Below are 23,285 nucleotides of genomic sequence, written 5' to 3'. Positions count from 1 at the left end.
AGGATTATATGAAAAAAACACCATTTATTATTAGCGGTATCGCCCTCCTTGGATTTATTTTCTTTATGACAGGCGTTATGACCGGTGCAAAATGGATTCAACGTTTTGATGATTATTGGAATAGTATTATTCGTGTAGGCATTACGGATACGAAAACGACCGTGATTTCTTATTTAACCGATATTGGCGGGGTTGCTACCATTTGTATTTTAACTGTAGTCGTGATCATTGCGCTTGTAGTTATGCGAAAAGTGGACACGGCGATTTGGTTTGGCGGTATTGTTTTAATTGGAGGCGCACTTATTCCTTCGATTATTAAAAACATTGTTCAGCGTCCAAGACCCACGTATAAATTAATCGAACAAGGCGGATATAGTTTCCCTAGTGGACATTCGACTGGCTCCACTGTTTTTTATGGGATGCTCGCGTTCTTTTTAATTCTTTACGTCAGCCACAAATGGTTGCGCTATACGATTGGCATTTTGGCATTAGGAATTGTTGTTTTTGTAATGTATTCTCGCGTTTACTTAGGCGTTCATTTCCCAAGTGACGTTGTTGCTGGATTTTTAATTGGAAATGCGGTACTTTTCAGCGGCATCGGTTGTTACTTTATTTGGAATAAAAAACTAGCTTTATGGGCTAATAAATTTAAAAAAGCATAGAAAAAAATCCTCTCTTCATAAAAAGGGAGGATTTTTTTATTAAGCATGTTCGTCTGTTTCGCTAAAAATTTTCAAATAGGTCGGTAATTCTTCGGCAATTTCAGTTGGAAGCACGACATAGCGCTTTTTGGCTAAAATTTCGCCGATATAGCTGTGAAGGAAGACTGCAGCAAGCGTGCCGGTAATTGGTTTTTCTGTTTGCGCCATTAAGCCGCAAATCGTTCCAGCGAGCGTGTCGCCCATGCCACCCGTTGCCATTGCTGGCGTACCGTACATGTTTTGCCAAGCAGATTCGCCGGAATACACTTTGGTACGATGCCCTTTAAGTACAATCGTCGCATCAATTGCAAGCGCAACATCTGTTGGCGTTTCTGCATCAGGCGCTAACACTTTTAGTCGTGCCCATTCGCCTGCATGTGGTGTAAAAGTGAGTTTGGCGGCAGGGTGGGGATTTTCTCCCTTAGCATAAATAGTAATGCCGTCGCCGTCAATAATGACTTGCTGCCGTTCGGTTGATTTTTGTAATACCAATCGGAAAATTTCTTCCGCATAAGCATCTAACCCAAGACCAGGACCGATTAAAATGGTATCAAATTGGCTGATTTGTTCACTTAGGCTCGTGATATTTTCATAATCAATAAACATACATTCAGGAATTCGTGTTTGGAGAGCGGGACGGTTGACGCTATCAGAGGCAACGGTTGTTAAACCAGCACCACTTTTTACGCAAGCTTCTGCAGCCATAATGGCAGCTCCGCCAAATTGTTTATTTCCAGCGACAATCAGAACGCGCCCATAGTCACCCTTGTGTGTTTCGTCTTCACGTTTTGGAATCCATGCGCACATTGCTTTCGGTGTTATTTTCTTCATTTTTGTAAAACCTCCTTATGACACTGGCTTTTATCTACTCAACCGGGTAAAATAAAGAACAGATAAATCATGTTTATCTTAAATGATAAGGAGGCTTTTGTAAAATGAAACCTATATATCCTGCAGTAAAAGCAGTTATCGTAAAAGACGGAGAATTTTTAGCACTCAAGAAAAAAGGGGTAGAAGGGGATGTTTTTGAACTTCCAGGAGGCCGCATGAATTACGGTGAAACTCACGGGGAAGCCCTTTTTAGAGAGGTTTATGAGGAAACAAAGTTACAAGTACAGCCGTTTATTTTATATGACACGTGGGAATTTTTCCATGAAGACTTCCAAATTACCGGCGTTTTTTATTTAGTGGAAATGCCAGAAGATGGCGAAATAGAATTATCGGATGAACACGAGGAATATCGCTTTTTACCACTAGAAAAAGAAAGCTTAAATATTATCGATATCGTTTTTTCTTCGCGGATGGAACGTTGGGATTTTGAAGCAATTAAAGGTTTTATGAGAAAATAGGTAGTTACGGCTTCCAAGCTACGTAAAAACAGTTTACAATAGAGAAGATAAGTTTGAAGGAGGGAATAACAATTATGACAGAAATTAATTGGCAAAAAGAAGTGGAATCACGTAAAGATGATTTCCTAGAAGATTTAAAAGGGCTTCTTCGCATTCCGAGTGTTCGCGATGACAGTAAAAAAACAGAAGATGCGCCGTTTGGACCAGATGTAAAACGCGCACTCGACTATATGATCGAACTTGGTAAAAAAGACGGCTTCACTGCAAAAGAAGTTGGCAACGTAGCTGGACACCTTGAATACGGTCAAGGTGAAGAACTTGTTGGCGTTTTAGGACATGTTGATGTTGTTCCTGTTGGTGACGGCTGGACGAATGGACCGTTCGAACCAACTTTACGTGACGGCAAATTATACGCTCGCGGAGTTGCGGACGATAAAGGCCCAACAATCGCTGGTTATTACGCACTCAAAATTATTAAAGAATTAGGTTTACCACTTTCACGCCGTGTTAGAATCATCGTTGGTTCTGATGAAGAAAGCGGTATGAGCTGTGTAGAGCGCTATTTCGAAACAGAAGAACAACCAACACTTGGTTTCGTTCCAGATGCAGAATTCCCAATCATTCACGCGGAAAAAGGTATCTCAGAATTAGATGTATCTTTTAAAGATGGTGAAGCAAGCGGGGAAGCAGCATTCCGTTTACTTAGCGTAGAATCAGGCGAACGCTACAACATGGTTCCAGATCATGCAACAGCTATTTTAGAAGACGTAAAAGACTTCGACAAAGTAGCAAGTGCATTCAAAACATTCTTAGCAAATCATCCAGTAGAAGGAACTTTAGAAGAAAACGGCAAATCCGTTAAAATCAACATCGTCGGCAAATCCGCCCATGCGATGGAACCAAACAACGGTGTAAACGCTGGTCTTCATTTAGTAGCCTTCCTTGGTAAATTTAAATTAACAGGCGCTGCAAATGATTTCGTGACATTTGGTCGTGATTATCTATTCGGCGATTCCCGTGCCGTTAAACTTGGCATTAGCTACGAAGATGAAGAAAGTGGCGAGCTAACAATGAACGTTGGCGTTATCCGTTATGATGTAGCAGAAGGCGGTAAATACGGACTTAATTTCCGTTATCCAGTGACTGCTAACATGGACAAACTGAAAAATAAAATGCAAACAGTCGTATATGAGTACAATGCACAATATACACATTACGAAGATTCCAAACCACTTTTCGTACCAAAAGATCACCCACTTATTCAAATTTTACAAGAAGTATATACAAAACAAACTGGCGAAGAAGCTACTTTACTAGCAATTGGTGGCGGAACTTATGCACGCCATATGGAGACAGGCGTAGCGTTCGGCGCACTATTCCCAGGGCGTGAAGACACGATGCACCAAAAAGATGAATTCAGCTATTTTGATGATTTGTTAAAAGCGACAGCAATTTACGCAGAAGCACTTTACAAATTAGCGAAGTAAAGGTTATAATTGAAAAAATTAACTGCTGCAAAGCTTAGTTTTGCGGCAGTTTCTTTGTTTCATTAAGTTTTTAGACAGTTCCAAAAATTAACTATGCAAGGAGAGACTCGAGATGAAAGTATTAGTAAATAACCATTTAGTGGAAAGAGAAGATGCCACAGTTGACATTGAAGACCGCGGATATCAGTTTGGTGACGGTGTATATGAAGTAGTTCGTTTATATAATGGTAAATTCTTCACTTATAATGAACACATCGATCGCTTATATGCTAGTGCAGCAAAAATTGACTTAGTTATTCCTTATTCTAAAGAAGCGTTACGTGAATTATTAGAAAAATTAGTTGCCGAAAATAACATTAATACAGGAAATGTATACTTGCAAGTGACGCGTGGTGTTCAAAATCCACGTAATCATGTTATGCCAGATGATTTCCCATTAGAAGGCGTTTTAACTGCAGCGGCACGAGAAGTACCAAGAAATGAGCGCCAATTTGTAGAAGGTGGGCCAGTTATTACAGAAGAAGATGTTCGCTGGTTACGTTGTGATATTAAGAGCCTAAACTTACTTGGCAATATTTTAGCAAAAAATAAAGCACATCAACAAAATGCATTAGAAGCTGTTTTACACCGCGGAGAGCAAGTAACCGAATGTTCTGCTTCCAATGTTTCTATTATTAAAGATGGCGTATTATGGACGCACGCTGCAGATAATTTAATTTTAAACGGTATTACACGCCAAGTTATTCTTGATGTGGCGAAAAAGAATGGTATTCCTGTCAAAGAAGCTGATTTTACTTTAACAGACCTTCGTGAAGCCGATGAAGTATTCATTTCGAGCACAACAATTGAAATTACTCCAGTTACTCATATCGATGGTGTACAAGTAGCTGACGGCAAACGTGGACCAATTACAGCAAAACTACATCAATATTTTGTAGAAGAAATTGTTGCTGCATGTGGTGAAGTAGAACTTGCTAAATAATCGTTGAAACCTTCCTATTTTTAGGGAGGTTTTTTTCTGCCTGCATACCTATGTAAATTTTTATATAACTTTTTTATCCGTTGAAACTACTTCATTGGCTCCGCTTTCAGTTTGAAAAGTACCGTCTAAAGCGATTGACAAATTTTTTCTGAGGTGTATAATTCAAAAGGCTAATAGTTCGCATGCGAAATATTTGCAAGCGAACGGTACGGAGGGAAGTCAATGGATGAAAAATTAGTGAAAGAGGTTATTTTCTCTTTTCGCGAAGTGCAACGAAAAACGCATCATGTGTTAGCAGAGGAAGCAGCAAACCGAGAGATTACAACGACACAATTACTTGCAATCAGAGAATTACAAAGAGAGTCAGAATTAACGCTTGGTGAATTAGCAGAACGAATGAAGCTTGGTAAAAGTACTGTATCTGGTATTGTAGACCGACTAGTGAAGGCGGGATTTTTGAAACGAACGAGAAATGAAAGCAATCGCCGCGCACTCAGCTTAGAATTGACTGAAAAAGGAGCTACGAAAGCAGCGGAAACGTATCATGTATTCTTTAACCGTTTGGAACCTATTTTGGAAATTGGGGAAGATAGGTTGAAAGAAATGCTAGAGATGCACCAAGAAATTATTGCCATTTTAGAAAGGGAAGGTGCACGAGATTGAATATGAAAGCAGCAAGTACATCAGTGAAGCGTAACGGTATTTTGATTGTTATGCTTATGGGCGCCTTTGTTACAATTCTCAACCAAACGTTGATGAATGTCGCGCTACCAAGTATCATGAAAGATTTTGGGATTACAGCCAGTCAAGGACAATGGTTGTCGACTGGATTTATGTTAGTCAATGGTGTCATGATTCCAATGACGGCCTTTTTAATTGAACGATTTACAACGCGTCAACTTTACTTATTTGCGATGATTACTTTTGCGATTGGTACAGCGATTGGTGGATTTGCTACAGATTATACGATGCTTATTGCTGGACGTATGGTACAAGCAATTGGTGCCGGTATTGTTATGCCGCTGTTAACCGTTGTCGTATTAAATTTATTCCCAATGGAACGAAGAGGGCGAGCGATGGGCTTGATTGGCCTTGCGATGAACTTTGCCCCAGCAATTGGTCCGACGCTTTCCGGTTGGATCGTTCAACAATATGATTGGCGCAATTTATTCTTTATTATTATTCCATTTGCGATATTAGACATTGTTGTAGCAATTTTCTTACTTAAAAATGTCGGAAAAAGGACGTTCCCGAAACTCGATATTCTTGGCGTTATCATGTCGACCGTCGGGTTTGGTAGTTTATTACTTGGATTTAGTAATGCCGGAGACCACGATTGGCTCACTTGGAAAGTAGCTGGCTTTATTATTCTGGGTCTAGTTGTATTAGGATTATTTATTCGTTATCAAACAAGCAACAAAGCACCACTACTTAACTTTAGAGTGTTTAAATATCCAACATTTGCACTTACAACAGCGATTAGTTTCTTTGTTGTCATGGGGCTATTTGGTGGAATGTTGTTATTACCGATTTTCTTACAAACAGTTCGAGGATTTTCACCACTTGAATCGGGGTTAGTACTCTTGCCAGGAGCGCTTGTCACTGCGGTACTTTCGCCGGTAACTGGGGTGATGTTTGACCGATTTGGAGCTAAGTATTTGTCCTTAGTGGGCTTGATTATTATGGCGGGTTCGACGTTCATGTTTACGAATTTGGATGAATCAACTACTTTGACCTTTATCATCATAGTTCAAACGATTCGTTCGGCTGGTATGGCAATGGTAATGATGCCGCTACAAACAGCTGCACTTAATTCACTACCACTAAAACTAGCATCCCACGGTTCTGCGATGTTCAACACGATGCGCCAAGTTGCCGGTTCTATCGGGACAGCCGCGCTTATAACTGTCATGTCCAAAAGTGCCGCAAGCTTTGCGAATAAACTAGGACCAGCAGATGTGATTGGTAAAACGAAAACAGAAATTGCCAACCACGTGCTTATTCACGGAATCGAAACAGCCTTTTTAGTAGCTGGAATTCTTTCCGTCATCGCTTGTGTTCTAGCGCTATTTATTCAAAAAAATAGAAGTGCGATGGAACCGATTGTAACGAAAACAGAAGAAGCTTAAATCATGAAAAAAGTGCGTTCCTTTTCCGGGGGATGTACTTTTTTTGTATAAATGACGTAAAACTGCAAAAAAAATACGTAGAACGAACATATGTTGACTTGACTAGTAAGGCTAAGAGAAGTAAAATCATGAATAGTTACCTATTTGTTCGGAAGTGAAATAAACGAGGGATAATGAAGTTGCAAAGAGCTAGTAAAAGGTGTGCATGTAGATGAAAAATGACTTTTTTGGGAGAGAATATGACATAGCCCCGGCCGGAGGGGAAACTGGCCAAGCATTCGTTGCAACACATGAAGACGAAAAATTCTTTTTAAAAAGAAATTCTTCGCCTTTTTTAGCTGCGCTTTCCGTAGAAAACATTGTTCCAAAACTAGTTTGGACAAGGCGGGTAGAGAATGGCGATGTTATCACTGCGCAAAAATGGGTGAATTGTCATATTTTGACGCGTGAAGAAATGATTGGTCCAAGAGTGGCGCAACTATTGGCTAAAATTCATCATTCAGAAAACTTGCAACATATGCTAGCAAAAATCGAAAACTGCTATTTTTCTGCAAATCAACTGTTGCAACACGTAAAAGTGGCAACAGAAGCTAATAATGATGTAACGAAAGAAATAACAGATGCAATTCACTATTTAGATCAACATGTATCTGCGGTGGAGACGACGGATTATGTCGTTTGTCACGGGGACGTTAATCATAATAACTGGATTATCTCTGAAGAAAACGAATTGTTTCTTGTTGATTGGGATGGCGCGATGCTTGCGGATGCTGCAAACGATATCGGGATGATTTTATACCAATACATTCCGCGAAAAGAGTGGAATCGTTGGCTAGCTAATTACGGCACAACTTTAACGACCGACTTACATCGCAAATTAAAATGGTATACAATTTGCCAAACGGTCATGCAACTCACAACCGACCAGTCTGATGAAGCAAACGAACGAGCAAAACAAATTTTTCAAAATGCAATAGAAGATGATGAGGTGTAAAGAAAGATGCGTGTAAAACATAAACCATGGGCAAAAGATCGTTTGGAAGAATTTCCAGCAATTTACATCAAAAACCCAGAAGATTTTAAAGGTCGCTGGCAAGAAGTATTTGGCAATAACAATCCTATTCATATCGAAATCGGTTCCGGTAAAGGCCAGTTTGTTAGTGGCATGGCGAAAGCGAATCCGGAAGTCAACTATATCGGTATTGAAATGATTGAAAGTGTTCTCGTTTCTGCGCTGGATAAAGCAATTGAAGTAGATGTTCCTAATTTACGCTTAGTTGCAAGAGACGCGAAATTACTAGAAGAATGTTTCGAAAAAGGAGAAATAGCACAAATTTATTTAAATTTCTCTGATCCGTGGCCGAAAAAGCGTCATACGAAACGCCGCTTAACCAACCCGACATTCTTAACAATCTATGAGCGACTTCTACCGACAGCGGGGGAGATACATTTTAAAACCGATAACCGCAGTTTATTCGAATATTCGTTAGTAGCTTTTTCAGAATACAACATGTTACTAACTTTTGTTTCACTTGATTTGCATAACAGCGATTATGAAGGGAATATCAAAACTGAATACGAAGAAAAATTTTCAGCTAAAGGATTCCCAATCTATCGTCTTGAAGCAAAATTTGATAGAAATTAATTAGGATAACCAGGTGCATCTGCTGCATCTGGTTTTTATTTTCAGTGGGAGGCGTTCAAAGTGGATTCCATTCAAATTGGAGAAATCAACATCTATTGGTTGCGCGGAGGCTATACTCATTTTGATGGCGGGGCGATGTTCGGTGTCGTGCCAAAACCTTTATGGGAGAAAAAATATCCAGCAAATGAAAAAAATCAACTGGCTAACGTAACTGATCCAATGTTTTTCCGGTATTTAGGGAAAAATTATTTAATTGATAGCGGGTTAGGAAACGGGCGACTAACGGAAAAGCAACGACGGAATTATGGCGTGACAGAAGAGTCGTTTGTACTAGATGATTTAGCGAAATTAGGTGTTGCGCCAGAAGATATTGACTATATTTTAATGACGCATCTTCATTTTGACCATGTACTAGGTCTAACGGGTATTTCGGAAGAGGGGAACTACTCGATTTTTCCAAATGCGGAAATTTGGACTTCGGACATCGAATGGGATGAAATGCGCCACCCCAATGTTCGTTCGAAAGCCACGTATTGGCAAGAAAACTGGGAAGCGATAGAAGGGCAGATTCACACCTTCGCGAAAGAAAAAGAATTCAACGATGCAATTAAAATGACACATACTGGAGGACATAGTAATGGGCATGCTGTCATTTGGTTGGATTTTGCTGGAGAAAAGGCGATTCATATGGCAGATATATTTCCAACATTTGCTCATCAAAATGTTCTCTGGGTAACCGCTTATGATGATTATCCGATGACTTCTATCTCGGCCAAACAGGAAATTTTTCAACAAACTTTTGGAAAAAATTATTGGTTTTTATCTTATCATGACGCTAGATTTCGAGCAGTTAAAATTGGCGAAAATGGAGAAATTACATCTGAATTAAAAATAAAAAACCGAAATTGAGAAGTGGGATTCCGCTTCTTTTTTTGAGGGTATTTTTATTTTGTGTTATTATATAAGTTATAAATCATTAAATAAAGCCAAAATGACAACCTGGGTAGGGGGTTGCCAGCGAGTATACTATATGGGGGTATATATGAATATTGAAGAAAAGAAGGCGCTAGTAACGAGATTTGCGAAGATAGAAGGTCATGTGCGCTCTATCAAAAATATGACAGAAGAAGAACGTGATCTAGAAACAATCATGCAACAAATAGCCGCGGTGAAAAAAGCAATGGACGCCGCCGCGAAACTAATTTATACCGAGCAAATGAAAGACTTAATCAAGCAAGGCGAAACCGATGAAACAGTAATCAAAAAGAAAATCGATAGTTTTATCCGTTAAAAAAACGACTCCCGAAAATGGGGAGTCGTTTTAATTTTATGCTAAATATACATCAATGATTGTTCCTGTATTAGCGTCTGCGATAAATTCGAATTGTTTTTTCTCGCCTTCACGAATACATGTAATGCCGCCGTGGTAAACGAATGTGTCAATCGCGAATTTTTTGTAATGTTGCTTTTTAAGTTGAATCCAAGAACCTTCAATTGGTCCGTCTTGTTTGAACGCATCTTTTACGTTTTCTAAGATGACATCCCCTGAAATTGTTTTATCGCTAAGTAAATAATGATAAACAAGGTGTCCAGCCGCTGCTCCTGCTCCAACGCCTGCAATGAAAGCTTTCCAGTTCATCGCTTTTCCTCCCTAGTGTTTCCTATTCTTTTTAAAAGATGCTACTCGGAACATCTCTTTTAATCATTATACTACAAATTTTTGATTATAAAAGGATTTTTGAACGCGCTTTCCAGAAAATGGAGAAGTGAGGCGAGCAGAAACGGATATTATTTGCTATAATAAGAGAGATTTCAGACGGAAAGAGATGATTATTAATGGAAAAAGAAACGTTAGCGATGTTTAAAGAATTAACGGAACTTCAAGGTACTTCGGGTGATGAACATAGAATTCGTGCTTTTATGCGAAAAGAACTTGAACCAGTTTCCGATGAAATTATCCAAGATGGCTTAGGTGGCATTTTCGGCGTCCGCCACGGAGCGACTGATGGCCCGCGTGTTCTTGTAGCCGCTCACATGGATGAAGTTGGTTTTATGGTAACGCAAATTACGGACAATGGCTTGCTTCGTTTTCAAACAATCGGTGGTTGGAATCCGCAAGTTTTACAAGCGCAACGAGTGCAAATTATGGCGCCGAATGGTCCTGTTATCGGGGTTGTTGCTTCTGTTCCGCCGCACTTGTTATCGGAAGCGGAGCGTAGTAAACCGACAGATCCTAAAAACTTACTGATTGATATTGGCGCAGATGATAAAGCGGATGCGGAAAAAATCGGCATTAAACCCGGGCAATTTATCGTTCCGGTAGCGGAATTCACGCCGCTTGCAAATCCGAAGAAAATTTTAGCGAAAGCATGGGATAATCGTTATGGCGTAGGTCTTGCGATTGAACTTATGAAAGAACTGAAAGGTGAATCGTTACCAAATACTCTTTTTGCTGGAGCGAACGTACAAGAAGAAGTTGGTCTGCGTGGTGCGGGTGTAAGTGCAAATATGATTAAACCGGATTTATTCTTCGCGTTAGATGCCAGTCCTGCTAACGATACAACTGGAAATAAATCGCAATTCGGCCAAATTGGTCAAGGTTTCTTATTGCGCATATTTGACCGGACGATGATTATGCATCGCGGTATGCGTGAATTTTTATTAGACACAGCTGAAACGAATAAAATTCCATACCAATATTTCGTTTCGCCAGGTGGAACCGATGCTGGTAAAGTGCATACATCACTAAGTGGAATTCCGAGTGCGGTAATTGGTGTTCCGGCTAGATATATCCACTCGTCTAACTCGATTTTACACGTGGATGATTACGCGGCGGCGAAAGAAATGATTACGACACTCATTCGCGGCCTTGATAAAACGACTTTTGAAACTATTAAAAACAATGCGTAAAATATTGAAAAAACCGGTATTTGTAGTTGGTTTGCTACTTTTGGCGGCAAGTTTATTATTCTTATTAGGTTACGTTGCCCATGTGCCGTATTTTCGAGATTCGGAAATTGGTTGGATAATCACGACCTTGGTTGCAGGGATTATTACGCTGTTTTTTGCTTTTTTTAATGACTATTTAGAAAAGAAAAAAGCGCGTTCTAAAGTGAGGTGAAAAGTTTGGCTCTTGAACGGAGCCGGACTTTTTTCATGAGCGTAATTCTGGACGAAACCTTTGCTAGGCGTTAGGATTTAACTAGTATGAAGAAGAAGGAGTGTAGCGAAATGAAAAACTTAGAATCAGTAGAGCAATTTAACAATATCAAAGCAGAAGGTAAATCAGTTTTTATGTTTAGTGCTGATTGGTGCGGCGATTGTAAATATATTGAACCGGTAATGCCTGAAATCGAAGCGGAAAATGAGGATTTTGCTTTTTATCATGTTGATCGCGATAAATTTATTGATTTATGTGCGGATTTAGCGATTTTTGGAATTCCTAGTTTTCTGGCGTTTGAAGATGATGAAGAAGTAGGGCGTTTCGTAAGTAAAGATAGAAAAACAAAAGAAGAAATTAATGATTTCCTAGCTGCAATATAAAAAGTGATTGCTTTTTATGGAAGGGGAGGCACCTATGGCGAAAATGACCACGTTAAAAATGAAAGAGAGACTAGAAAAAGAACTAAAAGCGCCGAATCGGCAGTTTGCGTATAATCGAGATAACGATACGCTTTCGGTTACGCAAGGTGGTAAAAAAGTAACCTTAACTATTCCACAAATTATCGCGAATTATGAAAATGACGGTGATGCGGCGATTGAAAAAATAGTTTATTATGTCGAAGAAGGTTTTCGGGCTGCGGCAGGAAATGTTGAGCTTCAACAAAATAAATCAAATATTTATCCAGTTGTTCGCGCGACCTCTTTCCCAAGCAAAACGAAAGCGGGGGAGTCGTTGCTGACGGATGAACATACAGCGGAAACGAAAATTTTCTACGCGTATGACTTAGGGAAATCCTATCGTTTCATTGAAGAAAGTATGCTTGGAAAAGCGAATCTGACACACGAGGAAATAAAAGAAGCTGCTTTCTGCAACCTATCTAAACTAGAAATCCCGCTGAAAAAAGATTCGGTGAATGGCAATGATTTTTATTTCGTACGTACAAACGATGGCTATGATGCAAGTCGATTACTAAACGATGCGTTTCTTCGGGAAATGCGCGAGAAGTTGACTGGTGAAATGGTGCTTGCTGTACCGCATCAAGATGTCTTAATTATTGGGGATATTCAAGACAATACAGGTTATGACGTTTTAGCGCATATGACGATGGATTTCTTCGCAGATGGGCTCGTACCAATTACCTCTTTGCCATTTGTCTATAATAATGGTAAACTTGAACCGATATTTATAATGGCAAAAAACAGATTAAAGGAGTAGAAGACGTGATAGTAAACGCATTTTATAATGAAAAAGGGGTAGGGGACACTCTACTAATTGAAACAGGTGAAGTAACATTCGAAAATCGTGCATGGGAACGCCGCGGTGACGTAGCTCGAATTTTTGATCGTGAAACAAAAGAAGTTGCGGGCTTCAATATCTTTAACAGCTCTAAATACTTCGATATTACTGCAAATGGAAAGGTGGAATTAACGGAAGAGTTAGTTGCGTTAATGAATCAAGTAATCGAAAAAGCTGGATTTGAACCAGAAATCGTTGCTGATTTATCTCCAAAATTTGTAGTAGGGTATGTAGAATCAAAGGAAAAACATCCTAATGCAGATAAATTAAACGTCTGCCAAATCAATGTAGGGGAAGAAGTATTGCAAATTGTATGCGGTGCTCCAAACATTGAAGCGGGACAAAAAGTAGTTGTTGCGAAAATTGGAGCGGTTATGCCGAGTGGTTTGATTATTAAACCGTCTAATTTGCGCGGAGAAGATTCTTTCGGTATGGTATGTGCTGCGCGTGAACTTGCCATCCCTGATGCACCTACTGAAAAAGGTATTCTTGTTCTTGAGGATTCAGCTACACCTGGGGAAGAGTTTCCGGTTAATTTCTAAATAAATGATTATTTTTAAGCGTCTAATGCTATATTAGGCGCTTTTTTTGTTGCTAATTATCATATATTGTGAAATCGATGTAAATGTAGAACTATTTCCATCCAATTGTATACAAATTACATATAAATCGTACAAAAATGAGTCGATTTCCGAGTTATAACAAAAACTTATATCAGGTTTAAACCTAGTGATAGCAAGGTATTATAACGAATATGGCTTAAAAAATGGCGAATTCACAATTTTGTCATAGATTATTTTGTTTTTGTCTGTTAAAATCAAACAAGAAAATTAAATTTAGGGTGATAATGAATGGGATGGTTTAAAGATTTTTTCTTTGGCGATATGGACGAAGAAATAGATACATACGAAGATACGTCTTCTAGAAAAGTAGAAAAACAAGTAAAAAAACGAGCGCCAGAAGTAGTACCAAAATCAAACGTAACAGCTATTAAGACAAAAGAACGTACTATAAGAAACGAGCGACCAGTTGCACATAAAGTAATGCCAAAACAAAAACCAGTACAAGCAGTGAAACGGCAAATGAAAACACAGATGGTATATCAGTATCCAAAAGGTGAATTTCGTTTCCCATTAATTCCAGATAAACAAGTAAGCCAACCAATTCAACCAAAAAAACAACCAATAACAGAAAGACAAGTAGAGGAAAGACCGCAACCAGTAAAAACAGAAACAAGAAAAAGACCTTTTACTGCGACGGATGTCCCTTCGCCTGTCTACGCTTTTAAAAAACGACCAAGTAAATTTGAATTTGCTGTATCAGAAGCAGAAGAAATAGCGAAAATACAAGAAGATTTAACGATTACACCAGTTGATTTATTAGAATCAGCAGAAGCAGAAACAATTGCCCTTGACGCGGAGTTGGATCGTCAATTAGAAGCAGATTTTCCAGAAGAAGTAGTTTCGGTGTCAGAGGAAGAAGTTGTAGTTGAACCTGAACAAATGGAGGTTGAACCAATTTCCGAACCAGTAGAACCAGAGCCACAACGCGTTTCTCTTATTAAAGAAGAACAGACACAAACAACACCACCTGCGAGAAGTGCGCAAGTGGAATCGAACAGACAAGAACAAATGTTGAAAAGCAGAATTCCTTTTAACGTTATGATGGTGAAAAAAGACAAGCAAGCACTTCAAAAAGAAGAAGTACATGAAGTTGTCTTGGAAAAACCAGCTACAGTAGAAGAACAACCAAATATTACGCAACAAGCACAACCTGTGACAGCAACTTATCCAACGAATTATGAGTTTCCGTCATTCGGCTTGCTCCATCCGCCAGTATCAAAACGAGAAGATGATTCTTGGCTTCAAATGCAGCAAGAGATGCTAGATGAAACATTAGAAAATTTCAACGTCCATGCGAGTGTAGTTAATAGAACACAAGGACCAGCCGTGACAAGGTTTGAAGTTCAACCTGAAAAAGGCGTAAAAGTTAGCAAAATCACCAATTTAACCGATGATATTAAATTAAGTTTAGCAGCAAAAGATATACGTATTGAGGCGCCGATACCGGGTAAAAGTACAGTAGGTATTGAAATTCCTAACCAAACAAGCCGCCCGGTAATGCTTTCTGAGTTAATGAACACAGAAGCTTTCCAGTCATCTGAATCACCACTCACGGCCGCGCTAGGTCTGGATATTTCAGGAACGCCAATTATTACCGATTTACAAAAAATGCCGCACGGTTTAATCGCCGGAGCAACTGGGTCAGGAAAAAGTGTATGTATCAATTCGTTGCTTGTAAGTCTGTTATATAAAGCTACACCCGACCAATTGAAATTACTTTTAATCGATCCAAAAATGGTAGAGTTAGCTCCGTACAACCGGATTCCACACCTTGTGAGCCCGGTAATAACAGATGCCAAAGCCGCAACAGTCGCTTTGAAATGGGCGGTAGAAGAAATGGAACGCCGTTATCAACTATTTAGCCACACGGGCGTTAGAAACATGGAAAAATATAATGAATATGCTAGTCACCCAGATCATACGGGAGAAAAATTACCTTATATTTTAATTGTGATTGATGAATTAGCCGATTTAATGATGGTTGCACCAAATGATGTAGAAGAATCAATTAGCCGTATCGCCCAAAAAGCAAGGGCATGTGGTATTCATATGATTGTAGCGACACAGCGCCCTTCTGTAGACGTAATTACTGGTCTTATTAAGGCGAACATCCCGACACGTGTTTCGTTCTCTGTATCGTCTCAAATCGACTCTAGAACAATCCTTGATGCGAGTGGGGCAGAAAAACTACTTGGAAAAGGGGACATGCTCTTCTTGCCAAGTGGCGCAAGTAAGCCAGTGCGTTTACAAGGAACATTCGTTAGCGATGAAGAGATTGATGCCGTCGTTGCTCATGTTCGAAGTCAAGGTGAGGCGGATTATATTTTTGAAGAACAAGAATTACTTGTAAAAGAATCCGTAAAAGAAAATACCGATGAATTATTTGAAGAAGCATGTGACTTTGTTTTAAGCCAAAATGCTGCGTCAACATCCTTGTTGCAAAGACATTTTAGAATTGGTTATAATAGGGCAGCGCGATTAATGGAAGCACTGGAGAATCATCAGATTGTTTCAGGGATAAATGGTTCCAAACCGCGAGATGTGATTATTACGAAGGACCAATTAGCTAAACTGAGAAACAAAGAATCTTAATTTTGTAGTACTAAACTAACACATTACTTAATTAGTTTTACAAAATATGGCTATTTTCATGAGTAATTTCTCTTATATTCGCTGAAAGATTTTTCTATTTACATGGAAAGTGATATAATAAGCTGGTGAATTATTGACTCAACTAAGAATTCAAACATAAAACACAATTAGAACGTAAGATGATGTCTAGAAAACGGAGACTTTATACTGTTTTCAAAGTTAAGACTTGGTGCTTAACAGTTAACATGTTTTTTTTAGGCACCCTCTTCAAGATAAATTAATGGGGGTTCAAATAATGACTATCTATCATTTTGTTGGAATAAAAGGGTCAGGAATGAGTGCACTTGCTCAAATCCTGCATGATAAAGGTTTCCAAGTGCAAGGCAGCGATGTAAATAAATATTTCTTTACACAAAAAGCTTTAGAAGAAAAGCAAATTCCGATTATGACTTTTTCGGCTGATAATATTCAAGAAGGCCTAACAATTATCGCTGGGAACGCATTCCCAGATACACATGAAGAAATTGAACGTGCGCTGGAGCTCGGTCTTCCAGTGATTCGATATCATAAATTTTTAGGTCAATTAATAGATGGCTATACAAGTATTGCAATAACTGGTTCGCACGGTAAAACGTCGACAACTGGTCTTCTTTCTCATGTCGTTGGCGCTATCCGCCCAACTTCTTACTTGATTGGGGACGGTACTGGCAGCGGGACAAAAGGAGCGGAATATTTTGCGCTTGAAGCGTGTGAATATCAACGCCATTTCCTTGCGTATAAACCAACCTATGCGATTATGACAAATATTGATTGGGATCATCCGGATTATTTCAAGAGCGTGGATGATGTATTTAACGCGTTTGAAACACTAGGTAAACAAGTGAAAAAAGCTGTGTTTGCATTGGGTGATGATGCCGAATTGCGTAAACTTACTTTAGATATCCCGATTATTTACTTTGGCTTTGATGAGGAAAATGAATTCCAAGCGAAAAACGTAATCAAAGAAACAACTGGAACAAAATTCGACGTGTATCATCGCGGAGAGTTTTTAGGTTCTTTTGAAATTCCAGCATACGGGGATCACAACGTATTAAACGCATTAAGTGTTATTGCGCTTTGTGATTACGAAGGCCTGCCAGTAGAAGCAGTAAAAAATGAATTAAAAACCTTTGAAGGTGTCAAAAGAAGATTTAGCATTACGGAAAAAGCAAATCAAGTGTTAGTTGATGACTATGCGCATCATCCATCCGAAATTCGCGCTACTGTGAATGCTGCAAGACAAAAATACCCAGACAAAAAAGTAGTTGCTGTATTCCAGCCGCACACATTTACGCGAACACGCACATTCTTACAAGGCTTTGCGGATAGCTTAAATTTAGCGGATGAAGTATATCTTTGTGACATTTTTGGTTCGGCGCGCGAAAAAACAGGGAATTTAACGATTGCTGACTTAGCGCATAAAACAAAAGGCAACCATATTATTAAAGAAGAGCATACAGAAGAGCTACTACAATATCCAGAAGCAGTTATTTTATTCATGGGTGCAGGGGACGTTCAAAAATTCCAAGCTGCCTATGAAAAAGTCCTTGATAATGAAGTTATCACAGCTGCTGATTTGAAAAAAAGCGCGATTAATTAACGACTAAATAAAGCATGTCCATCATCGGGCATGCTTTTTTCTTGTTTATAATTAGTATAAATAAAGCTTTACAGTCCTTCTTAGGTGTATTAAAATATATCATGTGATGCAAAATACAACTACATAATTAATGGAGGGATAAAAGTGGCAGAACGTTTAGTAGGCACGCAAGCTCCAAGATTCGAAATGGAAGCTGTTATGCCAAATCAGACTTTTGGTAAAGTAAGTCTAGAAAAAAATATAGAAGACGATAAATGGACAGTGCTCTTTTTCTATCCAATGGACTTTACATTTGTTTGTCCGACAGAAATCGTTGCTATTTCCGCTCGGTCAGATGAATTTGATGCATTAAATGCACGTATTATTGGTGCTTCAACCGATACGATTCATTCGCATCTTGCATGGACCAATACACCAATTAAAGAAGGTGGAATTGGTAAATTATCCTATCCACTTGCTGCTGATACGAATCACCAAGTTGCAAGCGATTACGGTGTTTTAATTGAAGAAGAGGGCGTAGCGTTACGAGGCCTGTTCATTATCAATCCAAAAGGTGAAATTCAATACGAAGTGGTTCACCATAATAATATCGGCCGTGAAGTCGATGAAGTTTTACGAGTTTTACAAGCATTACAAACAGGTGGCCTGTGCCCAATTAACTGGCAACCAGGTGAAAAAACAATTGTTTAAATAAGAAAAGCGCTTAGGATCAATTCCTAAGCGCTTTTTTTATACTAAGTTTTCTGGATTAAGTGGTGCTAATTCAGGAAGAACGAAAATACCATCTTTGCGAATTAGAACATCGTCAAAGTAGATTTCGCCTCCACCGTAATCGGCACGTTGAATATTAACAAGATCCCAGTGAATCGCTGACTGATTACCATTAAATGCTTCGTCATAACATTGACCAGGTGTAAAGTGGAAACTTCCTTCGATTTTTTCATCAAACAGAATATCTTGCATTGGTTCGTGGATGAACGGGTTCACACCAATTGCGAATTCACCAACAAAGCGCGCACCTTCATCTGTATCTAAAACTTTATTGATGCGTGCTGTATCGTTAGCAGTCGCTTCCACAATTTTTCCATCTTTAAAGGTGAAAGATACATTTTCAAACGTAAAGCCTTGGTAAGGAGAAGGCGTGTTATACGTAAGTGTTCCGTTAATGGAATCACGAACTGGAGCAGTAAATACTTCGCCGTCCGGGATATTCATTTCACCAGCACATTTAATCGCTGGAATATCTTTAATACTAAATGTTAAATCTGTTCCTGGTCCAACTAAGTGTACTTTATCTGTTTTATTCATAAGTTCTACTAAGCCGTCCATTGCGTCGCTCATTTTTCCGTAATCTAAGTTACATACATCAAAATAGAAATCTTCAAAACCAGCAGTGCTCATTTTAGCAAGTTGTGCCATGGATGAGCTTGGGTAACGGAGAACAACCCATTTTGTTTGTTTGACACGAATATCTGAGTGCATTTTACCAACTGTTTCGCCGTTGATTTTCAATTTATCGGCTGGTACATCAGATGTTTCGTTGATGTTATCGCCAGCACGTAAACCTATGTAAGCATCCATTTCTTTCATTACATTGCCTTCAAATTCAGCAATTTTCGCGTATTGTTCACTGTTAGCGCCGAGCATCATCGCACGGTCGATTTGTGGCTCTTTTAAAGAAACGAACGGGAAACCGCCAGCTTTGTATGCTTCTTCCACTAAAGCCATCACTAGTTCTTTTTGAACACCGAAGTTTTCGATTAGTACTTTTTCTCCAGCGCCAAGTTTGACGGAATAGTTGATTAAATTATGCGCTAATTTTTCGATTCTTGCATCTCTCATATTGTTACCTCCCTGAATTTTAACTAAAAATGGGCAAAAAAGCAGCCTGTATCTATTTTACTCCAAATCACGCCAAAAGCAACCTTCTGCAACAAATTAGCGTGTTTCTTTCTTATTAGTTTATTTTTCGGCGGTTACTTGCTAAAATGAAGCTAATACCTTTTCTTTTTTGCATTTTGTACATAGATTCATTAGGGAAGAAAGTTTTAGAGGGGAATACTCAGGGTATAGAAAAAAGAATATGGAGGTGTGGATAGATGATAGTAATCTTGTATATTGCTGCGCTCATTGCCGCAATTGCGCTTTTAGTTATTGCCATCTATTTGGGAAAAACGTTAAAATCAACGTCCCAAACAATGGATGAGGTAGCTAAGTCGTTAGAAAAAATAACAGTAGAAGTACAAGGGATTACAGGGCAATCACAAAAATTGCTTGATAAGACCAATACACTTCTAGAAGATGTAAATGGCAAAGTAGCGAAAGTGGATCCAGTTTTTGATGCAGTTGGTGACATTGGGACTTCTTTACTAGGATTAAGTCAATCTGTTCGCGAACTAGCAACACTCGCAACAAACAAGGTAGAACAAAATGAAGCGAAGATTTCTCAAGCTGTCTCAATTAGCAATTCAATTCTTTCTTTTAGAGAAAAAATGAAAGCGAATAAAGCAGCGAAAGAAGCCGCAAAAGAAGCGGCAGAACAATCTAATTTCTAATATAATTTGGAGGGATTTAACATGGCAGAAAAAGATGGTATTAATACAAAAGATTTTCTAATCGGTGGTTTAATTGGTGCAATCGTTGGTTCAGCCGCAGCACTACTATTTGCCCCTAAATCAGGTAAAGAACTACGTGAAGACTTAAATACACAAGTAGATACAATTAAAGAAAAAGGCAACCAATGGAAAGACGTTGCTTATGAAAAAGGTATCGAAATCAGTGGTGTTGCCAAAGGAACTAAAGATAAATTAGTTGATTCCGCTGGTGGATTCGTAGACGTAGTAAAAGATAAATCAGGTAAATTAGCTGATACAGTTTCTAAACAAAGCAAAGCAGTGAAAGAAGTCGTTTCACAAAATAAAGAAGAAAACCAAGAAGCTGCTAAAAAAGCGGCAGAAGCAGTAAAAAGTGAAGTAAAAGACGCTGCAGATGATGTAGAAAAAGCAGCAGACAAAGCGAAAAATGAAGCAAAAAAAGCAGTAGATGAAGGCAAAGACGAAGCGAAAAAAATTGCTTCCGATGCTAAAAAAGAAGTAAAATAAAGTAAGTTTAAAAAACAGCCTTGCGGGGCTGTTTTTTTATTAGGAGAAAAAGCAATTATCTGCTTGTAATTTATTTCAAAACGTGTTAACATTAGTTTTACATTATTCACTTTAATGCTTAAAAGCGATTAAGTATAAAAGTGGATTCGTGACAAACTATCTGTTTTCCTCTATAATGAAACATAATCTTGGAGCAGATTTTTTAGAAGGGTGGAAGTAAAATGGTTAATACAAATTTAGAGGAACTTAGAACACAGGTGGATCAATTAAATATTGATTTGCTGGAATTAATTAGCAAACGCGCAAATTTGGTACAAGAAATTGGCAAAATCAAAGGAACACAAGGTTCTCTTCGTTTTGATCCATTGCGTGAAAGAGAAATGCTTAACACGATTCTTGCAGCAAATGAAGGACCTTTTGAAGATAGTACGGTTCAAAAATTATTTAAAGAAATTTTTAAAGCGGGATTAGAACTTCAAGAAGATGATCACTCTAAAGCATTACTCGTTTCTAGAAAAAATAAAAAAGAAGATACGATTGTTACTGTTAAAGGCTTACCAATCGGAAACGGCGAACCAGTATTTGTTTTCGGCCCGTGTTCGGTTGAATCTTACGAACAAGTTGCTGCTGTCGCTGAATCTATTAAAGCAAAAGGCTTAAAACTTATTCGCGGTGGGGCATTTAAACCTCGTACTAGCCCATATGACTTCCAAGGATTAGGTTTAGAAGGACTCAAAATCTTAAAACGTGTTTCTGATGAATACGGTTTAGGCGTTATTAGCGAAATCGTTACACCAGCTGATATTGAAGTAGCACTTGATTATGTCGATGTTATTCAAATTGGTGCAAGAAACATGCAAAACTTCGAATTACTAAAAGCGGCCGGTCGTGTCGACAAACCGATTCTTCTAAAACGTGGCTTATCTGCTACAATTGAAGAATTCATCGGTGCTGCTGAATATATTATGTCACAAGGAAATGGCAAAATTATTCTATGTGAACGTGGTATTCGTACTTACGAAAAAGCTACAAGAAACACATTAGATATTTCTGCTGTTCCAATTTTGAAGAAAGAAACGCATTTACCAGTTATGGTTGACGTAACGCATTCTACTGGTCGAAAAGATCTATTACTTCCATGTGCAAAAGCTGCTTTAGCAATTGAAGCAGACGGCGTTATGGCGGAAGTTCATCCAGATCCAGCTGTTGCCTTATCTGATTCTGCGCAACAAATGGATATTCCTGAATTTGAAGAGTTCTGGAATGCGATTTTAGCAAGTAATTTGGTTCCGCATAAAATTAAATAATAAGTGAAAAACCTTGGGATTCCAAGGTTTTTTATTTTGGAGAAAACCACTGATATGGTAATGGTATATAATGTCTAGAAATAATGCCGTTTTGATATGAAAATAAATGAAAATAAAGAGTGAAAACAATTGCATATCGAAAAAACTTATCGTATTATTAAAGGAAGGCTAGTTTGTTTCCGTTTACAATGGTGTAAGTAGAGCCGTTAAAATAATGAATATGGAGAGTGAATAGGGATGAATGTAACAATTTATGATGTTGCACGTGAAGCGAACGTTTCTATGGCAACGGTATCTCGGGTAGTGAATGGCAATCCGAATGTTAAACCAGTAACACGAAAAAAAGTATTGGATGTTATTAATCAATTAGGTTATCGTCCTAACGCTGTAGCTAGAGGTCTAGCGAGCAAACGTACAACGACGGTTGGCGTAATTATTCCAGATATTTCTAACGTGTTTTATGCAGAGCTTGCACGTGGGATTGAAGATATTGCAACGATGTACAAATACAACATTATCCTTAGCAACTCGGACGAAAATGAGGATAAAGAACTTCAAGTACTAAACACGCTTCTTGGCAAACAAGTGGACGGTATTATTTACATGGGCGAACGTATTTCAGCACAATTACAAGAAGAATTTGACCGTTCTCCTGCACCAGTCGTTTTAGCTGGAGCAGTTGATATGGAAAACAAATTAGCTTCTGTTAATATCGATTACAAACAAGCAACTAAAGAAGCAGTGCAACGTTTTGTAGCAAATGGTCATAAGCAAATCGCATTTGTAAGTGGTTCTCTAAATGAGCCAGTTAACCGCGAAATGAAATTGGCTGGTTATAGAGAAGCGTTAGAAGAAGCTGGCATTGCTTACCAGGAAGATTACATTATCGAAGCAAAATACAACTACAATGCAGGCGTAAAAGTTTGGGCAGAATTAAGTGCCTTAGCTAAAAAACCAAATGCTGTAGTAGTAGCGGATGATGAATTAGCTATTGGTATTTTGAATGCGGCACTGGATGCTGGGATTAAAGTTCCAGAAGAATTAGAAGTGATGACAAGCAATAATACAAAATTAACTTTGATGTCACGTCCGCAACTTTCTACTATCGTGCAACCTTTATATGATATTGGTGCAGTAGCCATGCGCTTGCTGACTAAATTAATGACAAGCGAAGAAGTAGACGAAAAAACAGTAATCTTACCACATAGCGAAAAACTACGTGGAACAACGAAAGAAAAATAAAAGAGTTGACATCATTTTTGACGGTATGT

25 protein-coding genes are annotated in these 23,285 nt (G+C 38.6%); 22 read left to right on the top strand and 3 right to left on the bottom strand.

Features of this window, described 5'->3' with window-relative positions; translation table 11 throughout:
* Window positions 1-8 precede the first annotated feature (8 nt).
* Entirely contained in the window at window positions 9-662 is a 654-nt protein-coding gene (locus HCX62_RS06725; protein WP_185637877.1) for a phosphatase PAP2 family protein, read from the top strand.
* Window positions 663-701: 39 nt separating this feature from the next.
* Here HCX62_RS06725 and HCX62_RS06720 read toward each other — a convergent pair whose 3' ends face one another.
* Window positions 702-1,532 carry an NAD(P)H-hydrate dehydratase gene (locus HCX62_RS06720; RefSeq protein ID WP_185637876.1) on the bottom strand — a complete coding sequence of 277 codons (831 nt, stop codon included), beginning with the start codon at window positions 1,530-1,532 and terminating at the stop codon, window positions 702-704.
* Between the two features lie 104 nt (window positions 1,533-1,636).
* Here HCX62_RS06720 and HCX62_RS06715 point away from each other — a divergent pair, with 104 nt between their 5' ends.
* The 9 genes from HCX62_RS06715 (at window position 1,637) to HCX62_RS06675 (ending at window position 9,584) form a co-directional block, all read left to right on the top strand.
* Window positions 1,637-2,050, top strand: a complete 414-nt coding sequence (locus HCX62_RS06715) for an NUDIX hydrolase (protein WP_185637874.1) — start codon at window positions 1,637-1,639, stop codon at window positions 2,048-2,050.
* Window positions 2,051-2,124: 74 nt separating this feature from the next.
* Window positions 2,125-3,537, top strand: a complete 1,413-nt coding sequence (gene pepV / locus HCX62_RS06710; RefSeq protein WP_185637872.1) for a dipeptidase PepV — start codon at window positions 2,125-2,127, stop codon at window positions 3,535-3,537.
* A 112-nt stretch (window positions 3,538-3,649) separates the two neighbouring features.
* Window positions 3,650-4,519: a D-amino-acid transaminase gene (gene dat / locus HCX62_RS06705; protein WP_185637870.1), complete on the top strand. Its 870-nt coding sequence runs from the start codon at window positions 3,650-3,652 to the stop codon at window positions 4,517-4,519.
* Between the two features lie 222 nt (window positions 4,520-4,741).
* Complete coding sequence (locus tag HCX62_RS06700; RefSeq protein WP_185637868.1) at window positions 4,742-5,182, top strand: MarR family winged helix-turn-helix transcriptional regulator; 441 nt, start codon at window positions 4,742-4,744, stop codon at window positions 5,180-5,182.
* On the top strand, window positions 5,179-6,648 hold the full coding sequence (gene mdrM, locus HCX62_RS06695) for a multidrug efflux MFS transporter MdrM (RefSeq protein WP_185637866.1): 1,470 nt from the start codon (window positions 5,179-5,181) through the stop codon (window positions 6,646-6,648). The genes HCX62_RS06700 and mdrM overlap by 4 nt, the downstream gene beginning before the upstream one ends.
* Window positions 6,649-6,859: 211 nt before the next feature.
* Entirely contained in the window at window positions 6,860-7,642 is a 783-nt protein-coding gene (locus HCX62_RS06690; RefSeq protein WP_185637864.1) for a phosphotransferase family protein, read from the top strand.
* Window positions 7,643-7,648: 6 nt separating this feature from the next.
* On the top strand, window positions 7,649-8,293 hold the full coding sequence (trmB, locus tag HCX62_RS06685; protein ID WP_185637863.1) for a tRNA (guanosine(46)-N7)-methyltransferase TrmB: 645 nt from the start codon (window positions 7,649-7,651) through the stop codon (window positions 8,291-8,293).
* Window positions 8,294-8,353: 60 nt separating this feature from the next.
* A complete protein-coding gene (locus HCX62_RS06680; protein ID WP_185637861.1) occupies window positions 8,354-9,202 on the top strand; it encodes a YtnP family quorum-quenching lactonase in 849 nt (282 codons plus the stop codon).
* Window positions 9,203-9,335: 133 nt separating this feature from the next.
* A complete protein-coding gene (locus HCX62_RS06675) occupies window positions 9,336-9,584 on the top strand; it encodes a metal-sensitive transcriptional regulator (RefSeq protein WP_185637859.1) in 249 nt (82 codons plus the stop codon).
* A gap of 36 nt (window positions 9,585-9,620) precedes the next feature.
* Here the strand turns inward: HCX62_RS06675 and HCX62_RS06670 are convergent, their stop codons facing one another.
* Complete coding sequence (locus tag HCX62_RS06670; protein WP_003748003.1) at window positions 9,621-9,932, bottom strand: PepSY domain-containing protein; 312 nt, start codon at window positions 9,930-9,932, stop codon at window positions 9,621-9,623.
* 197 nt (window positions 9,933-10,129) lie between these two features.
* Here HCX62_RS06670 and HCX62_RS06665 point away from each other — a divergent pair, with 197 nt between their 5' ends.
* The 8 genes from HCX62_RS06665 to HCX62_RS06630 all read left to right on the top strand — a co-directional run bounded on the left by HCX62_RS06665 (window position 10,130) and on the right by HCX62_RS06630 (window position 18,296).
* The gene (locus tag HCX62_RS06665; RefSeq protein WP_185637857.1) at window positions 10,130-11,203 is read left to right on the top strand and encodes a M42 family metallopeptidase; all 1,074 of its coding nucleotides are present in this window, start codon (window positions 10,130-10,132) and stop codon (window positions 11,201-11,203) included.
* Window positions 11,196-11,414, top strand: a complete 219-nt coding sequence (locus HCX62_RS06660) for a hypothetical protein (RefSeq protein WP_185637855.1) — start codon at window positions 11,196-11,198, stop codon at window positions 11,412-11,414. Before HCX62_RS06665 ends, HCX62_RS06660 begins: the two co-directional genes overlap by 8 nt.
* 110 nt (window positions 11,415-11,524) lie before the next feature.
* Window positions 11,525-11,836 (top strand): thioredoxin family protein, encoded by a 312-nt coding sequence (locus HCX62_RS06655; protein ID WP_185637853.1) that lies wholly within the window; start codon window positions 11,525-11,527, stop codon window positions 11,834-11,836.
* A gap of 34 nt (window positions 11,837-11,870) precedes the next feature.
* Complete coding sequence (locus HCX62_RS06650; protein ID WP_185637852.1) at window positions 11,871-12,671, top strand: DUF1444 domain-containing protein; 801 nt, start codon at window positions 11,871-11,873, stop codon at window positions 12,669-12,671.
* 5 nt (window positions 12,672-12,676) lie between these two features.
* Window positions 12,677-13,294 (top strand): YtpR family tRNA-binding protein, encoded by a 618-nt coding sequence (gene ytpR, locus HCX62_RS06645; protein ID WP_185637850.1) that lies wholly within the window; start codon window positions 12,677-12,679, stop codon window positions 13,292-13,294.
* A 309-nt stretch (window positions 13,295-13,603) separates the two neighbouring features.
* Window positions 13,604-15,967: a DNA translocase FtsK gene (locus tag HCX62_RS06640; RefSeq protein WP_185637849.1), complete on the top strand. Its 2,364-nt coding sequence runs from the start codon at window positions 13,604-13,606 to the stop codon at window positions 15,965-15,967.
* A 295-nt stretch (window positions 15,968-16,262) separates the two neighbouring features.
* Window positions 16,263-17,606, top strand: a complete 1,344-nt coding sequence (murC, locus tag HCX62_RS06635) for a UDP-N-acetylmuramate--L-alanine ligase (protein ID WP_185637847.1) — start codon at window positions 16,263-16,265, stop codon at window positions 17,604-17,606.
* Between the two features lie 144 nt (window positions 17,607-17,750).
* Window positions 17,751-18,296 carry a peroxiredoxin gene (locus HCX62_RS06630; RefSeq protein ID WP_185395835.1) on the top strand — a complete coding sequence of 182 codons (546 nt, stop codon included), beginning with the start codon at window positions 17,751-17,753 and terminating at the stop codon, window positions 18,294-18,296.
* Between the two features lie 39 nt (window positions 18,297-18,335).
* On the opposite strand, the gene HCX62_RS06625 is transcribed toward HCX62_RS06630, so the two are convergent.
* Window positions 18,336-19,448, bottom strand: coding sequence for a M29 family aminopeptidase T (locus tag HCX62_RS06625; protein ID WP_008947966.1), 1,113 nt, complete (start codon window positions 19,446-19,448; stop codon window positions 18,336-18,338).
* 257 nt (window positions 19,449-19,705) lie between these two features.
* On the opposite strand from HCX62_RS06625, the gene HCX62_RS06620 reads away from it, so the two are divergent.
* From HCX62_RS06620 to ccpA, 4 genes are all read left to right on the top strand, one after another.
* Entirely contained in the window at window positions 19,706-20,161 is a 456-nt protein-coding gene (locus tag HCX62_RS06620) for a DUF948 domain-containing protein (RefSeq protein ID WP_003723567.1), read from the top strand.
* A 21-nt stretch (window positions 20,162-20,182) separates the two neighbouring features.
* A complete protein-coding gene (locus HCX62_RS06615; protein ID WP_185637845.1) occupies window positions 20,183-20,707 on the top strand; it encodes a YtxH domain-containing protein in 525 nt (174 codons plus the stop codon).
* A 221-nt stretch (window positions 20,708-20,928) separates the two neighbouring features.
* The gene (locus HCX62_RS06610; protein ID WP_185637844.1) at window positions 20,929-22,014 is read left to right on the top strand and encodes a bifunctional 3-deoxy-7-phosphoheptulonate synthase/chorismate mutase; all 1,086 of its coding nucleotides are present in this window, start codon (window positions 20,929-20,931) and stop codon (window positions 22,012-22,014) included.
* 237 nt (window positions 22,015-22,251) lie between these two features.
* Window positions 22,252-23,256 (top strand): catabolite control protein A, encoded by a 1,005-nt coding sequence (gene ccpA, locus HCX62_RS06605; protein WP_185637842.1) that lies wholly within the window; start codon window positions 22,252-22,254, stop codon window positions 23,254-23,256.
* Window positions 23,257-23,285 lie beyond the last annotated feature (29 nt).

Source organism: Listeria swaminathanii (genome assembly GCF_014229645.1).
Lineage (GTDB): Bacteria > Bacillota > Bacilli > Lactobacillales > Listeriaceae > Listeria > Listeria swaminathanii.
This window is presented reverse-complemented; position numbering and strand designations above follow the sequence as displayed.

Coding starts and splice junctions, on each gene's coding strand:
- HCX62_RS06690 (WP_185637864.1), top strand. CDS start 6,860: ATGAAAAATGACTTTTTTGGGAGAGAATATGACATAGCCCCGGCCGGA.
- HCX62_RS06665 (WP_185637857.1), top strand. CDS start 10,130: ATGGAAAAAGAAACGTTAGCGATGTTTAAAGAATTAACGGAACTTCAA.
- murC (WP_185637847.1), top strand. CDS start 16,263: ATGACTATCTATCATTTTGTTGGAATAAAAGGGTCAGGAATGAGTGCA.
- HCX62_RS06625 (WP_008947966.1), bottom strand. CDS start 19,448: ATGAGAGATGCAAGAATCGAAAAATTAGCGCATAATTTAATCAACTAT.
- pepV (WP_185637872.1), top strand. CDS start 2,125: ATGACAGAAATTAATTGGCAAAAAGAAGTGGAATCACGTAAAGATGAT.
- HCX62_RS06610 (WP_185637844.1), top strand. CDS start 20,929: ATGGTTAATACAAATTTAGAGGAACTTAGAACACAGGTGGATCAATTA.
- HCX62_RS06620 (WP_003723567.1), top strand. CDS start 19,706: ATGATAGTAATCTTGTATATTGCTGCGCTCATTGCCGCAATTGCGCTT.
- HCX62_RS06715 (WP_185637874.1), top strand. CDS start 1,637: ATGAAACCTATATATCCTGCAGTAAAAGCAGTTATCGTAAAAGACGGA.
- dat (WP_185637870.1), top strand. CDS start 3,650: ATGAAAGTATTAGTAAATAACCATTTAGTGGAAAGAGAAGATGCCACA.
- HCX62_RS06660 (WP_185637855.1), top strand. CDS start 11,196: ATGCGTAAAATATTGAAAAAACCGGTATTTGTAGTTGGTTTGCTACTT.
- HCX62_RS06640 (WP_185637849.1), top strand. CDS start 13,604: ATGGGATGGTTTAAAGATTTTTTCTTTGGCGATATGGACGAAGAAATA.
- HCX62_RS06675 (WP_185637859.1), top strand. CDS start 9,336: ATGAATATTGAAGAAAAGAAGGCGCTAGTAACGAGATTTGCGAAGATA.
- HCX62_RS06670 (WP_003748003.1), bottom strand. CDS start 9,932: ATGAACTGGAAAGCTTTCATTGCAGGCGTTGGAGCAGGAGCAGCGGCT.
- HCX62_RS06655 (WP_185637853.1), top strand. CDS start 11,525: ATGAAAAACTTAGAATCAGTAGAGCAATTTAACAATATCAAAGCAGAA.
- ccpA (WP_185637842.1), top strand. CDS start 22,252: ATGAATGTAACAATTTATGATGTTGCACGTGAAGCGAACGTTTCTATG.
- HCX62_RS06725 (WP_185637877.1), top strand. CDS start 9: ATGAAAAAAACACCATTTATTATTAGCGGTATCGCCCTCCTTGGATTT.
- HCX62_RS06700 (WP_185637868.1), top strand. CDS start 4,742: ATGGATGAAAAATTAGTGAAAGAGGTTATTTTCTCTTTTCGCGAAGTG.
- HCX62_RS06720 (WP_185637876.1), bottom strand. CDS start 1,532: ATGAAGAAAATAACACCGAAAGCAATGTGCGCATGGATTCCAAAACGT.
- HCX62_RS06650 (WP_185637852.1), top strand. CDS start 11,871: ATGGCGAAAATGACCACGTTAAAAATGAAAGAGAGACTAGAAAAAGAA.
- trmB (WP_185637863.1), top strand. CDS start 7,649: ATGCGTGTAAAACATAAACCATGGGCAAAAGATCGTTTGGAAGAATTT.
- HCX62_RS06615 (WP_185637845.1), top strand. CDS start 20,183: ATGGCAGAAAAAGATGGTATTAATACAAAAGATTTTCTAATCGGTGGT.